This window comes from Polynucleobacter sp., from assembly GCF_044342855.1.
GTDB lineage: Bacteria > Pseudomonadota > Gammaproteobacteria > Burkholderiales > Burkholderiaceae > Polynucleobacter.
Map to the genome: position 1 here is coordinate 18889 of NZ_JBIIPA010000011.1, position 15817 is coordinate 34705.

At 47.5% G+C, this 15817-nt stretch carries 12 protein-coding genes and 1 pseudogene; 6 read left to right on the plus strand and 7 right to left on the minus strand.

Annotation, left to right across the window (positions count from 1 at the left end; translation table 11 throughout):
- Nucleotides 1-51: 51 nt before the first annotated feature.
- From ACIQZ3_RS05205 to ACIQZ3_RS05220, 4 genes are read right to left on the minus strand one after another with little or no spacing between them, the layout of a single operon-like run.
- Nucleotides 52-1731, minus strand: a complete 1680-nt coding sequence (locus ACIQZ3_RS05205; protein ID WP_397391002.1) for an ABC transporter ATP-binding protein — start codon at nt 1729-1731, stop codon at nt 52-54.
- Nucleotides 1728-2753 (minus strand): ABC transporter permease, encoded by a 1026-nt coding sequence (locus tag ACIQZ3_RS05210; RefSeq protein WP_397391004.1) that lies wholly within the window; start codon nt 2751-2753, stop codon nt 1728-1730. The genes ACIQZ3_RS05205 and ACIQZ3_RS05210 overlap by 4 nt, the downstream gene beginning before the upstream one ends.
- Nucleotides 2750-3814, minus strand: coding sequence for a microcin C ABC transporter permease YejB (locus tag ACIQZ3_RS05215; protein WP_397391006.1), 1065 nt, complete (start codon nt 3812-3814; stop codon nt 2750-2752). Before ACIQZ3_RS05215 ends, ACIQZ3_RS05210 begins: the two co-directional genes overlap by 4 nt.
- A gap of 11 nt (nt 3815-3825) precedes the next feature.
- Entirely contained in the window at nt 3826-5697 is a 1872-nt protein-coding gene (locus tag ACIQZ3_RS05220; RefSeq protein ID WP_397391008.1) for an extracellular solute-binding protein, read from the minus strand.
- A gap of 50 nt (nt 5698-5747) precedes the next feature.
- On the opposite strand from ACIQZ3_RS05220, the gene fabI reads away from it, so the two are divergent.
- From fabI to ACIQZ3_RS05250, 6 genes and pseudogenes are all read left to right on the plus strand, one after another.
- On the plus strand, nt 5748-6533 hold the full coding sequence (gene fabI, locus ACIQZ3_RS05225; protein WP_215334701.1) for an enoyl-ACP reductase FabI: 786 nt from the start codon (nt 5748-5750) through the stop codon (nt 6531-6533).
- Entirely contained in the window at nt 6530-7855 is a 1326-nt protein-coding gene (gene chrA, locus ACIQZ3_RS05230; protein WP_397391010.1) for a chromate efflux transporter, read from the plus strand. The genes fabI and chrA overlap by 4 nt, the downstream gene beginning before the upstream one ends.
- Nucleotides 7856-7886: 31 nt before the next feature.
- Nucleotides 7887-8771 (plus strand): MaoC family dehydratase N-terminal domain-containing protein, encoded by an 885-nt coding sequence (locus tag ACIQZ3_RS05235; protein ID WP_397391012.1) that lies wholly within the window; start codon nt 7887-7889, stop codon nt 8769-8771.
- 14 nt (nt 8772-8785) lie between these two features.
- Nucleotides 8786-10156, plus strand: a pseudogene (locus ACIQZ3_RS05240) (MmgE/PrpD family protein).
- A 52-nt stretch (nt 10157-10208) separates the two neighbouring features.
- Nucleotides 10209-11054, plus strand: coding sequence for an HpcH/HpaI aldolase/citrate lyase family protein (locus tag ACIQZ3_RS05245; protein ID WP_397391014.1), 846 nt, complete (start codon nt 10209-10211; stop codon nt 11052-11054).
- 59 nt (nt 11055-11113) lie between these two features.
- Complete coding sequence (locus ACIQZ3_RS05250) at nt 11114-12106, plus strand: Bug family tripartite tricarboxylate transporter substrate binding protein (RefSeq protein WP_397391016.1); 993 nt, start codon at nt 11114-11116, stop codon at nt 12104-12106.
- Nucleotides 12107-12193: 87 nt separating this feature from the next.
- On the opposite strand, the gene ACIQZ3_RS05255 is transcribed toward ACIQZ3_RS05250, so the two are convergent.
- Genes ACIQZ3_RS05255 through ACIQZ3_RS05265 form a run of 3 tightly spaced genes read right to left on the minus strand, consistent with a single transcriptional unit; the run spans nt 12194 to nt 15779 of the window.
- Nucleotides 12194-12817 carry a hypothetical protein gene (locus ACIQZ3_RS05255; protein ID WP_397391018.1) on the minus strand — a complete coding sequence of 208 codons (624 nt, stop codon included), beginning with the start codon at nt 12815-12817 and terminating at the stop codon, nt 12194-12196.
- The gene (locus tag ACIQZ3_RS05260; RefSeq protein WP_397391020.1) at nt 12814-14061 is read right to left on the minus strand and encodes an exo-alpha-sialidase; all 1248 of its coding nucleotides are present in this window, start codon (nt 14059-14061) and stop codon (nt 12814-12816) included. Before ACIQZ3_RS05260 ends, ACIQZ3_RS05255 begins: the two co-directional genes overlap by 4 nt.
- On the minus strand, nt 14058-15779 hold the full coding sequence (locus ACIQZ3_RS05265; RefSeq protein ID WP_397391022.1) for an ArnT family glycosyltransferase: 1722 nt from the start codon (nt 15777-15779) through the stop codon (nt 14058-14060). The genes ACIQZ3_RS05260 and ACIQZ3_RS05265 overlap by 4 nt, the downstream gene beginning before the upstream one ends.
- Nucleotides 15780-15817 lie beyond the last annotated feature (38 nt).

The following is a 15817-nucleotide window of genomic DNA, read 5'->3' on the forward strand; positions in this document are numbered from 1 at the left end:
CGGTGCATAAATGCACCAATTTAGCGCCTTGGTTAGCCCACTTCAAGGGCTTTAGGTCAGCTCAGCAGCTGCAAAAAGCTCTTTTGTATAGATCTGGCGAGGATGCTTAATCAGAGTTTCAGTATCACCAAACTCCACTACCCTACCCGCTTTGAGCACCATGACCTCATGGGACATTGCCCGAATAACCGCCAAATCATGACTAATCATCAGGTAAGCCAAGTTATATTTCTTCTGGAGCTCAGTCAGTAAGGCGAGCACTTGTTTCTGAATCGATACATCCAAAGCTGAAGTGGGCTCATCCAAGACCAAGATCTGCGGCTTCAGAATTAAAGCACGCGCAATCGCAATGCGCTGTCTTTGGCCACCAGAAAATTCATGGGGATAACGTGTAAGAGAAGATCGATCAATTCCGACCTCTCGCAAAATATCTAAGACACGTGACTCACGCTCTGTAGCAGACAAGTTCGGGAAATGCACATCCAAACCTTCTGAAACAATTTGCATCACATTCATGCGCGGAGAGAGTGAGCCAAATGGATCTTGAAAAATGACCTGCAAACTAGATCGCATAGCTCGGCGCTCTACTGGCTTTAACTTTTGCCAATCATTTCCAAGCACATCTACATTGCCAGTAATTTCTGCAGCAGAGTCACCCAATAACCCTAAGACTGCCATACCTAAAGTAGTCTTACCTGAGCCAGACTCTCCAATGATACCAATGGTTTGCCCCTGCTTGAGCTCAAAACCAACCTTACACAAGACCTGATGACGCGGAGATTTTTTAAACCAGGCTGTAGTTTCAGTGCCCGGATAAGAGACAGATAAGCTCTCCGTCTTTAATAGCACTGGTGCCAATGGCATTACTGGAGCCAGATCACGAACAGGCGCGCTATTGACCAAAGCCTTTGTGTAAGGATTATCTGGGCGCTCAAATACTTGCTGGGTTGGTCCGACTTCCATCAAATTGCCTTGATTTAATACAGCAACGCGATGCGCAAAATGTTTTACCAAATTGAGGTCATGGGTAATCAATAGAATCGCCATACCGCCATGATCCTTCGACTCTTCCTGCAACTCTTTTAGCAAATCCAGAATTTGTAAACGCAAACTAACGTCTAAAGCAGTGGTTGGCTCGTCTGCAATTAATAATCTAGGTTTACACGCAAGTGCCATTGCAATCATGGCGCGTTGACGCTGTCCACCCGATAGCTGATGAGGATAAGAATGGAAGCGCTTATCTGGTTCTGGGATGCCCGTCTTCTTAAGTAGATCAATTGCTACCGACATGCAATCGGCCTTGGAGATTAAAGGCTGATATATCTGCACTGCCTCAACAATTTGATTGCCGATGGTAAATAAGGGATTGAGCGCAGTCATGGGCTCTTGGAAGACCATCGCAATCTCACGACCCCGAATCTCACGAATATCTTGTATTGGCAAATCTAGCAAATTGACTGGTGATTTGCTGGCACGAGCATTCTTGCCGCTCCACAGAATTTGCCCAGATGTTTTTGCACCCTCAGGCTCAAGGCGTAATGGGGCTAAAGCAGTCAGCGTCTTGCCTGAGCCAGACTCCCCAACCAAAGCAACTCGCTCCCCCACCCCAATCTCGAGATCCAGATGACTAACGGCAAATTTCTCACGCCGACCCGAACCAAACGAGATTGAGAAATCTTCATAACGAAGTAAAGGGTCCGCTGGTTTACTGGAGTTATTGACTTCACTCATGAGCGCCCTCCAGTCATCGTGCCCGACTTACGAGAATCAAACGCATCGCGCAAGGCCTCACCCATAAAGGTTAGTAGAAGCAAGGTGGCAACCAATACAACAAAGGTAGGTAGTGAAATCCACCACGCATCCAAATTACTCTTACCTTGAGAGAGCAACTCCCCAAGACTCGGCGTTCCCGGAGGGGCACCCAAGCCCAAGAAATCCAAACTCGTGAGCGACAAAATAGCTGCACTCATTCTGAAGGGGAGAAAGGTAATCACTGGGGTCAAGCTATTCGGCAAGATATGACGCCGCATGATTTGCAAATTGGTTAAGCCCAGCGCTCTAGCAGCGCGAACGTACTCGAGGGCGCGATTGCGGAAAAACTCTGCACGCACATAGTCAGATAAACCCATCCATCCAAAAGCAGCCAACAAAATAATCAGGAGCCAAATGCTTGGATTAAAAATAGAGGCAAAGATGATCAGTAGATATAACTCCGGCATCGCTGACCAAATCTCAATCAAGCGCTGAGAAACCAAATCAAACTTACCGCCAAAGAAACCCATTAAAGAGCCGGTGATGATGCCTACGCTAACCCCAACAATAGTGAGCGCCAAACCAAACAAAATCGATAGGCGAAATCCATAAATTAAACGTGATAAGACATCGCGCCCACGATCATCTGTGCCTAACCAGTTATCAAATGACGGTGGTGCAGGATTGGGTACTTTTGAGAAGTAGTTCAGCGTCTCATAGCTATACGGTATCGGCGGGTAAATCGCCCAATTACCATTGCTTGTAATGTTGTGGCGAATATCGGGATCTAAAAAATCGGTTGGCGTCGCAAAGTCGCCACCGAATACTTTTTCAGGTTGAGATTTCACAATCGGGAAATAAAACTTACCTTGATAGTGCACTATCAAGGGTTTGTCATTCGCTATCAACTCAGCGCACATTGACAAGCCAAACAGAATCATAAAAATCCAGAGGCTTGCATAACCCATGCGGCTGTTTTTAAATCGATGCCAGCGACTCATGATCCACCCCCTGCACCAAATTGAATGCGCGGATCAATATAGACATAACAAAGATCAGAAATCAATTTAGTAAACAAGCCAATCAGCGTGAACAGATAGAGCGTTCCGAAAACCACTGGGTAGTCACGCCGCATAACGGACTCGTAGGAAAGCAAACCCAATCCATCTAATGAGAACAGGGTTTCAATCAGCAGTGAACCAGTAAAGAAAGCGCCGATGAATGCCGCTGGGAAGCCGGTTACCAATGGCAAGAGCGCATTGCGAAACACATGTTTCCAAAGTACTTGTTTCTCTGAAAGGCCTTTAGCTCTCGCAGTCAATACATACTGCTTGCGAACCTCTTCTAAGAAGGAATTTTTCGTCAACATCGTGATGACTGCAAAACTTCCTAGGACTGAAGCGGTGATTGGTAAAACTAAATGCCACAAATAATCCATCACCTTACCCATCATGCTCAACTCACTCCAGTTATCCGAAGTGAGTCCACGCAGTGGGAAAATTTGCAAGAAACTGCCGCCGCCAAAGATAACCAGCAACAGAACACCCAATACAAATCCTGGAATGGCATAACCCACCAGAATCATCGTGCTGGTGATGGCATCAAAACGAGAGCCGTCTCTAACCGCTTTGGCAATCCCCAAGGGTATCGATACCAAGTAGGTCAAGAAGAAGGTCCATAAACCGATGCTGATGGAGACTGGTAATTTAGAAACTACCAATTGCCAAACACTTTGATGTTGATAGTAGCTCTCACCCAAATCAAATTGCGCAAAACGCTTCAGCATCATGAAATAACGCTCTACTGGAGGTTTATCAAAGCCATATAAAGTTTTGATCTCGGCCAAGCGCTCAGCATCTACGCCTTGGCGGCCACGATAGTTGCTTCCACCACCAGAAGACTCCGCCCCACTCACTGCAGCATCGCCCTTACCTTTGAGCTCCAGCATCAACTGCTCGACCGGGCCGCCAGGCACGAATTGCACCACTGCAAACGTGAGAGTTAATACACCCAACAAAGTAGGAATCATCAAGAGCACACGCTTGAAAATATAAGACCACATTTGCCCCTGCATTAGCGCGCTCCCTCTTTCCACCAATTGAGCAGAATCCAAGATTCAGCGGTGTAATACAAAGGAGGTTCTGGATAGCGCATCTCCTTACGATACGCGATTCGGTGCGTCGGGTTGTACCACTGCGGAATCACGTAATAACTATTCCATAGAACCCGGTCTAAAGCTCTGGTGGCTGCACGCAATTCTTCACGAGTCTGGGCTTTGACAACTGCATCTACCAAGGCATCGACGGCTGGAGACTGAACCCCGATCACATTATCCGAACCTTTTTCTTTTGCTGCCTGACTACCAAAGCGATCCCACAATTCATTACCAGGGCTTTGTGAGTCAGGGAAACGAATAGTCGTCATATCGAAGTCGTATTCATCCATGCGCTTCTGATGCAAAGCAAAATCGCTCGTCCGAACATCTACCTGAATACCCAGCTTCTCTAAATTGCGTACATAGGATGAAATCACCCTTAGGAAAAATGGGCCGTCTTCGACCATCTCAAAACGGAAAGGCTCGCCCTGCATATTGCGTAAGGCACCGTCACGGTATTGCCATCCAGCCTGAGCCAATAAGTCACGCGCCTTGCGCAAGTTCTGACGCAAGCTATCGGGCGAGACAGTTGAAGGAGCTGCAGGCATTGGACCAAAGACCGCATCAGGCACCCACTTAGGATATTGCGCTTTCAGGGGCTTTAGTAACTTCAATTCCGCTTCAGTAGGTTTACGAGGGCCATCGAAATTGGCACTGAGATCGCTGTTCGTAAAGTAACTATTAATGCGACTGTATTGCTCAAAGAAGAGTTGACGGTTCAGCCACTCAAAGTCGAGTGCATAACCCAAGGCTTGTCGTACACGGGGATCTTGAAAAATCGGCCTACGCACGTTCATTGCAAAACCTTGCATGCCTGCGCCGTTGTGATTGAGAAAAGCTTTCTTTTCTAAAGTGCCGTCATTAAATCGTGGTCCAACATAACTCTTTGCCCAATTCTTTGCGCGGTATTCCACTAGAGCATCAAACTCACCAGCCTTAAAGGCTTCTAGACGAACGGCATCATCGCTATAGAGCTTGTAGTTCACGCGATCAAAGTTGTAAAAACCGACTCGGACATTGAGCGTCTTACCGCCTTGATCAGCCCAGTAATTTGGGTTGCGCTTAAAGATCATGGTCTTGCCAGCTTTATAAGACTCGATCACATAAGGGCCACTTGCTATTGGCAACTCAAAGGTCAACTGATCAAATGGCGTAATCGTGCCATCGGGCTTCTTACCCCAGTTACGAGAGAACACCGGCAAGGTACCCACCATGACTGGTAATTCAGGATTGCGATTCTTAAAATCAAAACGGATGACGCGATCAGAAAGGACTACCGCCTGCTTCACATCGGCATATACCGTTTTAAATTGCGGATTAGCGAGTGAACTCATCAAGGTATCAAAGCTATGCTTCACATCGCCAGCCAAGATTGCGCTGCCATCTGAAAACTTCGCCTCAGGACGAATCCGAAACACGACCGACATCTTGTCTGGCGCTACTTGGATGTCCTCTGCAATCAAACCATAGGCGCTAGAGACTTCATCCGCACTACCTACCGCCAAAGATTCAAACATCAACTGGGCAACACCAGGGGCAGCTACACCGCGTAACGTGAATGGATTGAACTTATCAAAACTTGTCCGGCGATCCGGGTTCGGCAAAGTGAGCGTGCCGCCCCTAGGAGCATTCGGGTTCACATAGTCAAAATGGCTAAATCCATCGGCGTATTTGGGTTTGCCGTACTGAGCAATTCCCTGGGCACCCTGAGCCGAATTGACTGCCAGCCCAGCCAGAAGGGCTAAGAGCAGCAAAGCGGGGATTTGGCGGATGGCGGGGAGCATGGGCATATATGCAACAATTGTAGATAGCAAACCACATTTGAAGCAAAGGACACGATATGGGCTTTCTCGCTGGCAAAAAAATTCTGATTACAGGCCTTCTTTCTAACCGCTCTATTGCCTATGGCATAGCCAAGGCATGTCACCGCGAAGGGGCTGAACTGGCCTTTACCTACGTTGGTGAGCGCTTTAAGGACCGGATTGTCGATTTCGCTAAAGAGTTCAATACTGACTTGATTTTTGACTGCGATGTTGGCAGCGATGAGCAGATTTCTGCCCTGTTTAAGGATTTGGCAAAAACTTGGCCTCAGTTTGATGGCTTTGTTCACGCAATTGGCTTTGCACCGCGCGAAGCGATTGCTGGCGACTTTTTAGAAGGCCTTTCTCGTGAAGGCTTCAAAATCGCTCATGACATCTCTGCTTACAGCTTCCCAGCGATGGCAAAAGAAGCGTTGCCTATGTTGCGCGATAAGTCCTCTTTGTTGACTCTGACTTATCTCGGTAGCCTGCGCAATGTACCCAACTACAACACCATGGGTCTTGCTAAAGCCTCACTAGAAGCCTCGGTACGCTATATCGCTGGCTCAGTTGGACCTAAGGGCATTCGCGCTAACGGCATCTCTGCTGGCCCAATCAAAACTTTGGCCGCTGCTGGCATTAAAGGCTTCGGTAAGATTTTGGAAGCTGTCGAACAAACTGCACCAATGCGTCGCAATGTGACTATTGATGATGTTGGCAATACCGCTGCATTCTTGTTATCTGATTTAGCAAACGGTATCACCGCTGAAATCATTTATGTAGATAACGGCTTTAGCCAAGTTGTTGGTGGAATGGAAGAAGTTTGAGCGTTCCACTGCGCGAGGCCCTGAAGTTTTGGGCTAAGCTAGGCTTTATTAGCTTTGGTGGACCTGCAGGACAAATCGCAGTCCTCCACCAAGAGCTTGTTGAGAAGCGTCGCTGGATTTCCGAGCGGCGCTTTTTACATGCGCTCAACTATTGCATGCTTTTGCCCGGCCCCGAAGCCCAGCAACTAGTGACTTATATTGGCTGGCTCATGCACCGCACCTGGGGTGGCATCTTAGCGGGCACCCTCTTTGTTCTCCCCTCTCTCTTGATTTTGATTGGCCTATCTTGGGTCTACCTCACCTTTGGCCAAGTGCCTTGGATTGCCGCGATTTTCTTTGGCATCAAACCCGCGGTGACTGCCATCGTCCTGCATGCCGCAGTCCGCATTGGTAAGCGCACGATTCACAATCAAGCACTGCGTTGGATTGCGCTCGGATCCTTTCTAGCGATCTTTATTTTTAATCTAGCCTTCCCAATTATTGTTATCTTTGCAGCCTTAATTGGTATTTGGGGTGGCAAACGCTACCCAGAATATTTCCAACAAATCGCTAGCCACAATAATTCGAGCGGGGAACACGCTGCCGCACTGATTGATGATCACACTCCAACGCCAGACCACGCCAAATTTTCCAAAAAGAAACTGGCGATACAGAGTTCAACCGTTCTAGCGCTCTGGTTGATTCCGTTTTTTGCTCTAACGCTAGCGTTTGGTTGGAAAACACTTTATCCGCAAATTGCCTGGTTCTTTACTAAAGCCGCCTTCCTTACCTTTGGTGGTGCTTATGCAGTTCTGCCCTACGTCTATCAGGGTGCAGTGGATCAATTTCATTGGCTTAGCGCCGGTCAAATGATGGATGGTTTGGCGCTTGGGGAAACCACTCCGGGACCACTCATCATGGTGGTGGCATTTGTTGGCTATCTGGCTGGCCATATCCAACATCCGATTGGTAATGGCAATCCATTTTGGTTTGGCGTGCTTGGGGCCTGTGTTGCCACCTGGTTTACTTTTTTACCTTCTTTCTTCCTGGTGCTGGTCGGCGGCCCTTTGATTGAGTCCACACATGGCAAGTTAAGCTTTACTGCGCCGCTCACAGCAATCTCTGCTGCTGTAGTTGGCGTCATCGCTAACCTGGGTCTGTTCTTTGCATATCACGTCTTTTTTCCACATGGTCTTGGTGGCTCAATCTCTTGGATTTCAATTGCAATCACTCTGCTTGCAGGTTTAGCGCTCTTTAAATTTCAAAAAGGCGTGATAAGCGTATTAACTGGTTCAGCGCTGGCCGGCTTGCTCAGTTATTTACTGGCGAGTTTATTGATCTAGCTCCACTGCATTTGAGGCTGAAATTGGCATAATGGAACTTATGCGAATCGAACCTCAAACCATCGCCCATCTCCAAGAATGGCTCGGCAAAACCGAGACTCTTCAAGACATCGTCACTGCAGCACCCGTTAGAGCCCTGTCAGCAACACTCGATCGGCATGACCCTGCTCCGAATGATGGAACCTTGCTTCCGGAGTTGTGGCATTGGCTTTATTTCTTACCGTGCGCCCTTCAATCGGAAATTGGTCCCGATGGTCACCCTAAGCGTGGCGGATTTTTACCGCCCGTTCCATTGCCACGTCGGATGTGGGCCGGTAGTCGAGTTCAATGGCTAGCACCTCTCTCAGTAGGCGATGAAATCGAACGCGTTTCCAAAATTGAATCTGTTACCCATAAAGCAGGCCGTACTGGCGACCTCATCTTCGTGCTGGTGAAGCATGCCATTTCTAATCAAAATGGTTTGGCTTTAATTGAAGAGCATGACATCGTGTATCGTGATGCACCAGGCCCGGACGATAAGCCAGTTACACCAACTCCAGTACCTACTGGAGCTATATGGTCTAAAACAATTACCCCCGATGATGTTTTATTGTTTCGCTACTCAGCTCTGACATTCAACGGTCATCGCATTCATTACGATCGCAAATACGTTACTGAAGTAGAGGGTTACCCAGGCTTAATTGTTCACGGCCCTTTAATCGCAACCCTATTGGTGGATCTTGTACGCCAAAGCATTCCAGAATGCAAACTCAAGAGCTTTGAGTTCCGCGCCATACGCCCTACTTTTGATATCAACGTATTTAAGGTGAGCGCCAAGCCAAATCTAGAAAAAGATCTTTCTGGAAAAACAATTTCCATTTGGGCTGAAGATCATGAAGGCTGGCTCACCATGCAAGCTACTGCAGTTTTGGCTTAGAAATAAATTACTCTATGACTACCCCACATTTATCCAGAGCCTTAGCAACATTTGCTGCTGAATTAAAGATTGGCGATATTCCTGAAGAGGTAATTGCGCGCACCGAAGATTTATTGGTCGATTGGTTTGGCTCAGCAATTGCGGGTAAAGGATCGCGCCCAGTAGAAACGATTACCCAGTTTGCGCAAAACATGGGCGGCTTTAAATGCTGTCAATCCTGGCTCTGCGGAAATTCTGATTAGCCGAACTAACTCAAGTCCCTTTTTGGCTGCACTTGCTAATGCGGCGGCTTCACATGTCGCCGAACAAGATGATGTTCACAATGGCTCTGTATTTCATCCAGCTACCGTGATATTTCCTGCGGCACTAGCAACTGCACAAACGATTGGCGCCTCAGGTGAAGAACTGTTGGTTGCTGCCGTTGCTGGCTATGAAGTTGGTATTCGAGTTGGTGAATTTCTAGGTCGCTCGCACTACAAAATATTTCACACTACGGGTACCGCTGGAACTCTGGCATCGGCTGCGGCCGTAGGACATTTACTTAAACTGAATCCCACCCAAATGCTGCATGCCTTTGGCTCTGCGGGAACGCAATCCGCTGGTCTTTGGGAGTTTCTGCGCGATGCTGCCGACTCCAAGCAATTACATACTGCGCATGCCGCCTCTACTGGCTTGATGTCTGCTTACTTGGCGCAATCGGGTTTTACTGGTGCAGAACATATCTTAGAAGGCAAGCAAGGTTTGGCTGCCGGTATGTCGAGTGATGCAGATCCCAGCAAGTTGATTGATCGATTAGGCGGTCGCTGGACCATCGCCGAGACGAGCTTTAAATATCATGCCTCATGTCGTCATACTCACCCAGCTGCAGACGCCTTATTACAAGTCATGCTGGCCCATCACCTCAAGCCCAGCGATATCGCCAAAGTAGAAACCTTGGTTCACCAAGGTGCGATCGATGTACTTGGTCCAGTGACGGATCCGGCAACCGTGCATCAATCCAAATTCTCAATGGGAACCGTGCTTGCGCTGATTGCCCATTATAATTTGCTGGTCTGCAAGAATTTGATCAGCACTTTCATGACCAGGAGATTTGCGCCTTCCGTGATTGCGTCACTATGACTCTGGATCCCGAAGTGGATGGCGCCTATCCGCAACGCTGGATTGGTAAAGTCAAAGTTCATTTAAATAATGGCGAAGTTTTAGAAGGACGTGTTGATGAACCTAAGGGCGACCCTGGCAATACCCTCAGTCGTGCTGAAATTACGGATAAGGCTATGCGTCTTGCTGCATTTAGCAGCGGTGCAACACCCAGTGAGATGAGTGCCGCCATTGAACGCTTGTGGAATATTCGCAAGCAGTCCAAGATTGGTCTATTAATCTCATAACTTCTGAGTTATTTATTTTATTTTTTGCTTCACATTCAATAAAGCCACACACATGAACCCACTTGATACACCTATCGGCTTTAGTAGCACCTTCTTGTTTGTTCCAGGTACGCGTCCTGAGCGCTTTATAAAAGCATTGGATAGTGGTGCAGATGGCGTCATCATCGATTTAGAGGATGCGGTAGCTGAGGAAGATAAAGAATCCGCCCGAGCAGCTATACGTGCTGCCTGGCCTACATTTACCGCAGAACAAAAAAAGCGTCTGGTCATTCGCTCGAATTCTCCAGGCACTAAGTTTTACGCGGCCGACCTCATCTTGGTTCAAGAGTTGAATGCAGCCTGCTTACTCATTCCGAAAAGTGAATCTCTTGACCAAATTAATGGTGCTGCACAAATTCTGCCAAACACTGCAATCATTCCGATGATTGAAACCGCTATTGGCCTTCACCATCTCAATGAGATTGCAAACTCTGATCAGGTATTGCGCTTGGCATTAGGCAATATTGATCTACAAGCCGACTTGGGAATGGTGTGTGACGCACAAGAAACCGAGCTGCAAATTGCGCGTTTTCAGATTGTCTTGGCCTCACGCTTGGCCCAGATTGCCCCTCCAATTGATGGGGTTACTCCTTCTACAGACAATATCGAACGAATTACGGATGATGCTGAGCGCGCCAAAAGAATGGGGTTCGGTGGCAAGCTCTGCATTCACCCAAAACAGGTTGCCTTAGTTAAGGAATCCTTTATGCCTACGGCTGCGGAGGTCTCTTGGGCGCAGCGCGTAATTGAAGCAGATAAGGCATCTAAAGGTGGCGCCGTGAAATTAGATGGCCGCATGATTGATCGACCAGTCGTCTTATTGGCCCAAAGGACACTGGCCATTGCTGGTAAACCCTAAAGCCGATAGCATCTAAAGGTGGCAAAATTAGCACGCATTACACATTAACGGAGACTTAAATGAAATTACATAAAACCCTATTTGCTGGCATTGCTGCACTTGTCAGCGCTGGCGCTTTATTGGGTAGCAACATTGCATCAGCCCAAAAGGATTGGCCTACTAAATCTATTCAATTGGTAGTTCCATTTGCAGCTGGTGGCCCAACAGATACAATCGCACGTTTAATTGCAGTGCCAATGGGTCAGGCTTTGGGTCAAACCGTTGTGGTTGAGAACGTTCCCGGCGCTGGTGGCACGATTGCCTCTACCAAGGTAGCTCGCGCGGCTCCAGATGGATACACTATTTATATTCACCATATGGGTATGGCTTCAGCAAATGCGCTGTATGACAAACTTCCATATGACCCAATGTCTAGCTTTGAATACATCGGACAAGTAGCGGATGTACCAATGGTATTGCTAGGTAAAAAAGATTTGCCAGCCAATAACTTTAAAGAGCTCGAAGCCTACATCAAGGCCAATGGCTCAAAAGTGACTATGGCTAATGCTGGTCCTGGCGCTGTATCCCAACTATGCGGCTTGTTATTCCAGAGCCGCTTAGGTGTTAGGTTGACCAATATTCCTTACAAAGGCACTGGCCCTGCTTTGACTGACCTCTTGGGTGGTCAAGTTGACCTCTTGTGCGACCAAACTACACAAACTATTCCTTACATCAAGGATGGCCGTGTAAAAGCATTCGGCACAACAACGATGAAGCGTTTGCCAGCAATTCCTAACGTACCAACTTTGAACGAACAGGGCCTCAAAGGCTTTGAAGTTAAAGTTTGGCATGGCGTGTATGCTCCAAAAGGTGTTCCACAGCCAATCCAGGACAAAATCAATGCTGCCTTGAAGAAGGCATTGAATACACCTGATGTGAAGAAGCGCTTGGAAGATGCCAACATTGATATCGTGCCAGTAGAGAAGATTTCTTCAAAAGGCCTCAAGGATCACCTTGAGAAAGAAATCAATGTCTGGGGTCCAGTCATTCGTAAAGCGAATATTCCAGATTAATTCCGGAATAGCAGCAAACAAAAAAGCCAGCGATCTGCTGGCTTTTTTATTACCTAGAAATTTGCTATCTCAGTAATCTGACGTGAATCAGCCCGCCCTAAAGAGGTAGCCCGACTGCGCCTTCTCACGACGCTTGAGATAGATCGCGTTGGGAATAGCAAGCAAAGCCCATATAGCCAAGAAAGGATCCAAGAGATAGTCCCAAAGATTTGCTGATTCGTGCCAATGCGCTGCCCAGGCAATGATCGCAAAAGAAATAATCCAAACACCCTTAGTCCAACCAACAAGACCGCAAACAATGGCGAAGAGAACGATAGCAATCAAAAAGCCAATGGAACCATAGCCCCATGCATAAGGATCCATCATTCCAAAACCAAGTGCCAAGGGATAAAACGCAATGGCAATTAGCGCCAGAGGAACTTTAAATCCAAGCGGCGTGTTTTTAGCAGCAGGAAGCATGGAACTCCACAACAAGAGCATTGTCACAATGCTGAGATCACCGGTAACGCCGCGAACATAGGCAGATAAAGGCAATTCAAGCGACATTCCTAGTGGCCAAAAAAACAAGTTAACCCATAAGAGCGCCAAGACAATGCGCACAGCAAATGGAATCTCTTTTGAGCTCAGTTTTTGCAAAAGAATAATAAACACTACTGCGCAAGTAAGCGACATCTCCAGCAAGGCAATGGGCTGTAAATATGAAGTCATCATTGCGCTTCCCTTTCTTTAAGACTGCTTACAGCATGCTTAAAGAAAGCGGCCGGAAAATAAACATGCCTAATCTTTTTCCTATCCCAGGTATAGGCAAGATGCGCATCCTCACCATTGGCAGAAATTAAGTATGGATAAGAAAATTCTCGACGCTGATCATTAGCTAAAGACTCATCATCTTCGAGAACTTGTATTACCTGCCATTGAGCAGAATTGGATTCACGCATTACCATCACCAAACGATAGCGACCTGCCTCAATATTATTGAGAACCATCAATCTCGTACCATTAGCCAAAGTCAGCGCAGCAAGAGCAGAATTCGGATTTGGAATCTCGAGGTCTTTTGTTACCACCCAAGACTGCCCAGCGTCTTTGGTTTCGCTTACGGGAATTTGCTTTGGCTGAGAACTAGACCGAGTTTGGCGGAAAAAAGCGCTTGCCTCTTGCGGCCCATCACTAAAGACTACAGGCTGGATCGCACCTCTGCCAGAACTCATCCGTCGCTTATCAATCACCTGACTTGCATCAATTCTGAGGAACTCTCCAAAGCGACCAATCCACTCGTGATAAGCAGGCAAACCTAGTCGCCCATCCGCAAACAACATAGCCGGCGACTTTACCAAAGTGCTGAGGTTAATCAATGGTGAGCTAATAAGTCGCTGTGGTCGGCTCCAAGTTAAACCTTCATCATCTGAAATCACCGATGAAATTGAGCTGCCTGCCCAACCGCCAATAGAAACAGTGACAAAAAATAACTGCATGCGACCATCGGCCATTCTTGCTGGAACGGGATTACCTAATTTGGCAATGTAGCGGGATAAACCTTTTTCCGCGCTGACTCGATCCATTACAACAGTTGGAGCGCTCCACCTAGACGCCTGCGGGTCAAAGACAGCAGTATTAATAACTACATCAGGCGCACCTTCTCGACTCCCCGCAAACCAGAAGGCTCTCACCCCACCATCCTTTAGCGCGATTAAAGATGCTGCATGCACTGATGGAGCTCCAGTATCGGGCAGCCAGTCCATCCGCAAACTGGGTTGAGCCAGTTTTACTGGAGCAGCATTTTTTAAAGTCTTTGCTGGTTTATTGCTTTCAGGTAGCTCAGGAGAATCTTCTGATTGATTTGCGCTATCGACTGGGTAAGCGAGAGCAAAAGGCGCCCATGCTGAACGACTATCAATATGGAGGTAGCCCAATACCGAGGCAAGTAATAAAAAACAGAGGGCAATTACACGGCTCATCGACAAGCATCCTTACCCACCACTGGCAACGCAATTGCTGCAGGTGTAGAAACTAAATATTCATTCACAAATAGGTGCTCTCCAATATGACCTCTGAGTATTGCCCGAATCTCCGCATCAGAATGACGGGCTCGCATCTCCATGCGTTTGCCTACAACCTTGCAAGAGTCACAAAGCTCGGGCTCTACACCGATCGGCGATTGCAGCGCCACTAATGGATGGGTGCTGCTCAATACATCGATTTGGTTGGCATCTTTTGCTAAATAGCCGTGTAACTTTGCACCCGGCAATAAGAGCCGATACTCCTCATCCTTAGCGCGATAGTCGCAAGGCACCCAAACATCTTGTCCGACAATTCCCTGAATGGTGGATTGAGAATATCGACCCAATGCACCTTCCAGCGGAGCCAGGCTACTGGTAAGCGCACAGTAGCAAAAAAAGCAGGCTGCCAAAGCAATGGTCTTGCTGCGCTCTCGGCTGAATAGGCCTAACAACACTAAAGCGATTGCAACTCCCATAAAGGCCCAGTGCCACGGTGAGTAATTCCAGATGCCCGGCTGACCCAAGAAATTCGATAGCTGTAAATTTCCGCCTACCCAAGCAAGAACAGAAAGCAATATCAACTGCAGTAGTAACGCAATTCGGAATCCCCATAAAGGAAGTCGATCCCAGTACATCGCAATCAAGGCGGCAAATGCTGGCATCACCGGCAATAGATAGCGGCCAGAGCGCTGACTTGGCAAACTAAATATGATAAAGAATGCCAAAACTAAAAGTAGCAATAAGCCTTCTTCAAGAGACATAAAGCGCCGCTGTCTCCAACATTGAATCAATGCGGATATCAATACAAAGGTAAATAGCCCAGCATTAGCTAAGGTGGTTAAAGCCAACATCCAAATACTATCGCCGCCACGCACCAGATCTAAAAGATAGTTAGAGCTACGCGCCTCGAACTTGCCGGCATTCTCACCCAAAACAAATTCTTTCCAGACCGCTTCCGGAAATGGATCTAGCAAAAACCAGAGTGCAAATACACCTAAGGCTAAAACGGCAATCAAGATTACTTTGTACAAGTCCTGCAAAAAGACCTTCGGAATGTTCCACTCACGCCAGCGCCAGTAAAACAAGCCCAAGGCAAATGTGGCAGGAACAATATAGGCAAAAGACTTTGACAATAAGGCCAAACCAAAGCAGGCGCCCGCCAATACCGGGAACAATAGTTTGGATTCAAATGCGGTCCTACCCCAATAGAGCAGTGCAAAGAATGGCAGGCTCAACCAAAACACTTCAGGGGGATCCGTCAAAAATGGTCGGCCATAGCGATAGGTCGCAAAAAAGGAAAGCCATACCAAAGCTGCCAATAAACCAGTCTGTTTTTTGCCGCTATAGCGAGCCACCGCTAGAAATAAGAGCAATGCCGTTAGGCCGGTATACAAAACACTAGGCCAACGCAACGCCAGGAGCGTCCAATCGCTTCCCCAACTCGTGCTAGCAATGCCTTCCCAAAACACCAAAGGTGGCTTGGTATTTTTAATGCCATCCATCTCAGATTGGAGGGGTAACCAGGCCCCAGCATCAGCAGTCATCCGGACGATGTGCATATAGGGATACTCATCCCCATTCTTTGGGGCAAAGCGACTATCCAAACCATACAGATAGGTGAATACACCTAGAACTAGGATGAAAATGGCATTTCGGTAAGTAAAAGAGCCTCGCATAACCATAGTTTATAGGTCTTGGGGTGAAATACTAAAAA

Coding starts and splice junctions, on each gene's coding strand:
- ACIQZ3_RS05245 (WP_397391014.1), top strand. CDS start 10,209: ATGAACCCACTTGATACACCTATCGGCTTTAGTAGCACCTTCTTGTTT.
- ACIQZ3_RS05250 (WP_397391016.1), top strand. CDS start 11,114: ATGAAATTACATAAAACCCTATTTGCTGGCATTGCTGCACTTGTCAGC.
- ACIQZ3_RS05235 (WP_397391012.1), top strand. CDS start 7,887: ATGGAACTTATGCGAATCGAACCTCAAACCATCGCCCATCTCCAAGAA.
- ACIQZ3_RS05215 (WP_397391006.1), bottom strand. CDS start 3,814: ATGTGGTCTTATATTTTCAAGCGTGTGCTCTTGATGATTCCTACTTTG.
- ACIQZ3_RS05265 (WP_397391022.1), bottom strand. CDS start 15,779: ATGCGAGGCTCTTTTACTTACCGAAATGCCATTTTCATCCTAGTTCTA.
- ACIQZ3_RS05220 (WP_397391008.1), bottom strand. CDS start 5,697: ATGCCCATGCTCCCCGCCATCCGCCAAATCCCCGCTTTGCTGCTCTTA.
- ACIQZ3_RS05255 (WP_397391018.1), bottom strand. CDS start 12,817: ATGATGACTTCATATTTACAGCCCATTGCCTTGCTGGAGATGTCGCTT.
- ACIQZ3_RS05210 (WP_397391004.1), bottom strand. CDS start 2,753: ATGAGTCGCTGGCATCGATTTAAAAACAGCCGCATGGGTTATGCAAGC.
- ACIQZ3_RS05260 (WP_397391020.1), bottom strand. CDS start 14,061: ATGAGCCGTGTAATTGCCCTCTGTTTTTTATTACTTGCCTCGGTATTG.
- ACIQZ3_RS05205 (WP_397391002.1), bottom strand. CDS start 1,731: ATGAGTGAAGTCAATAACTCCAGTAAACCAGCGGACCCTTTACTTCGT.
- fabI (WP_215334701.1), top strand. CDS start 5,748: ATGGGCTTTCTCGCTGGCAAAAAAATTCTGATTACAGGCCTTCTTTCT.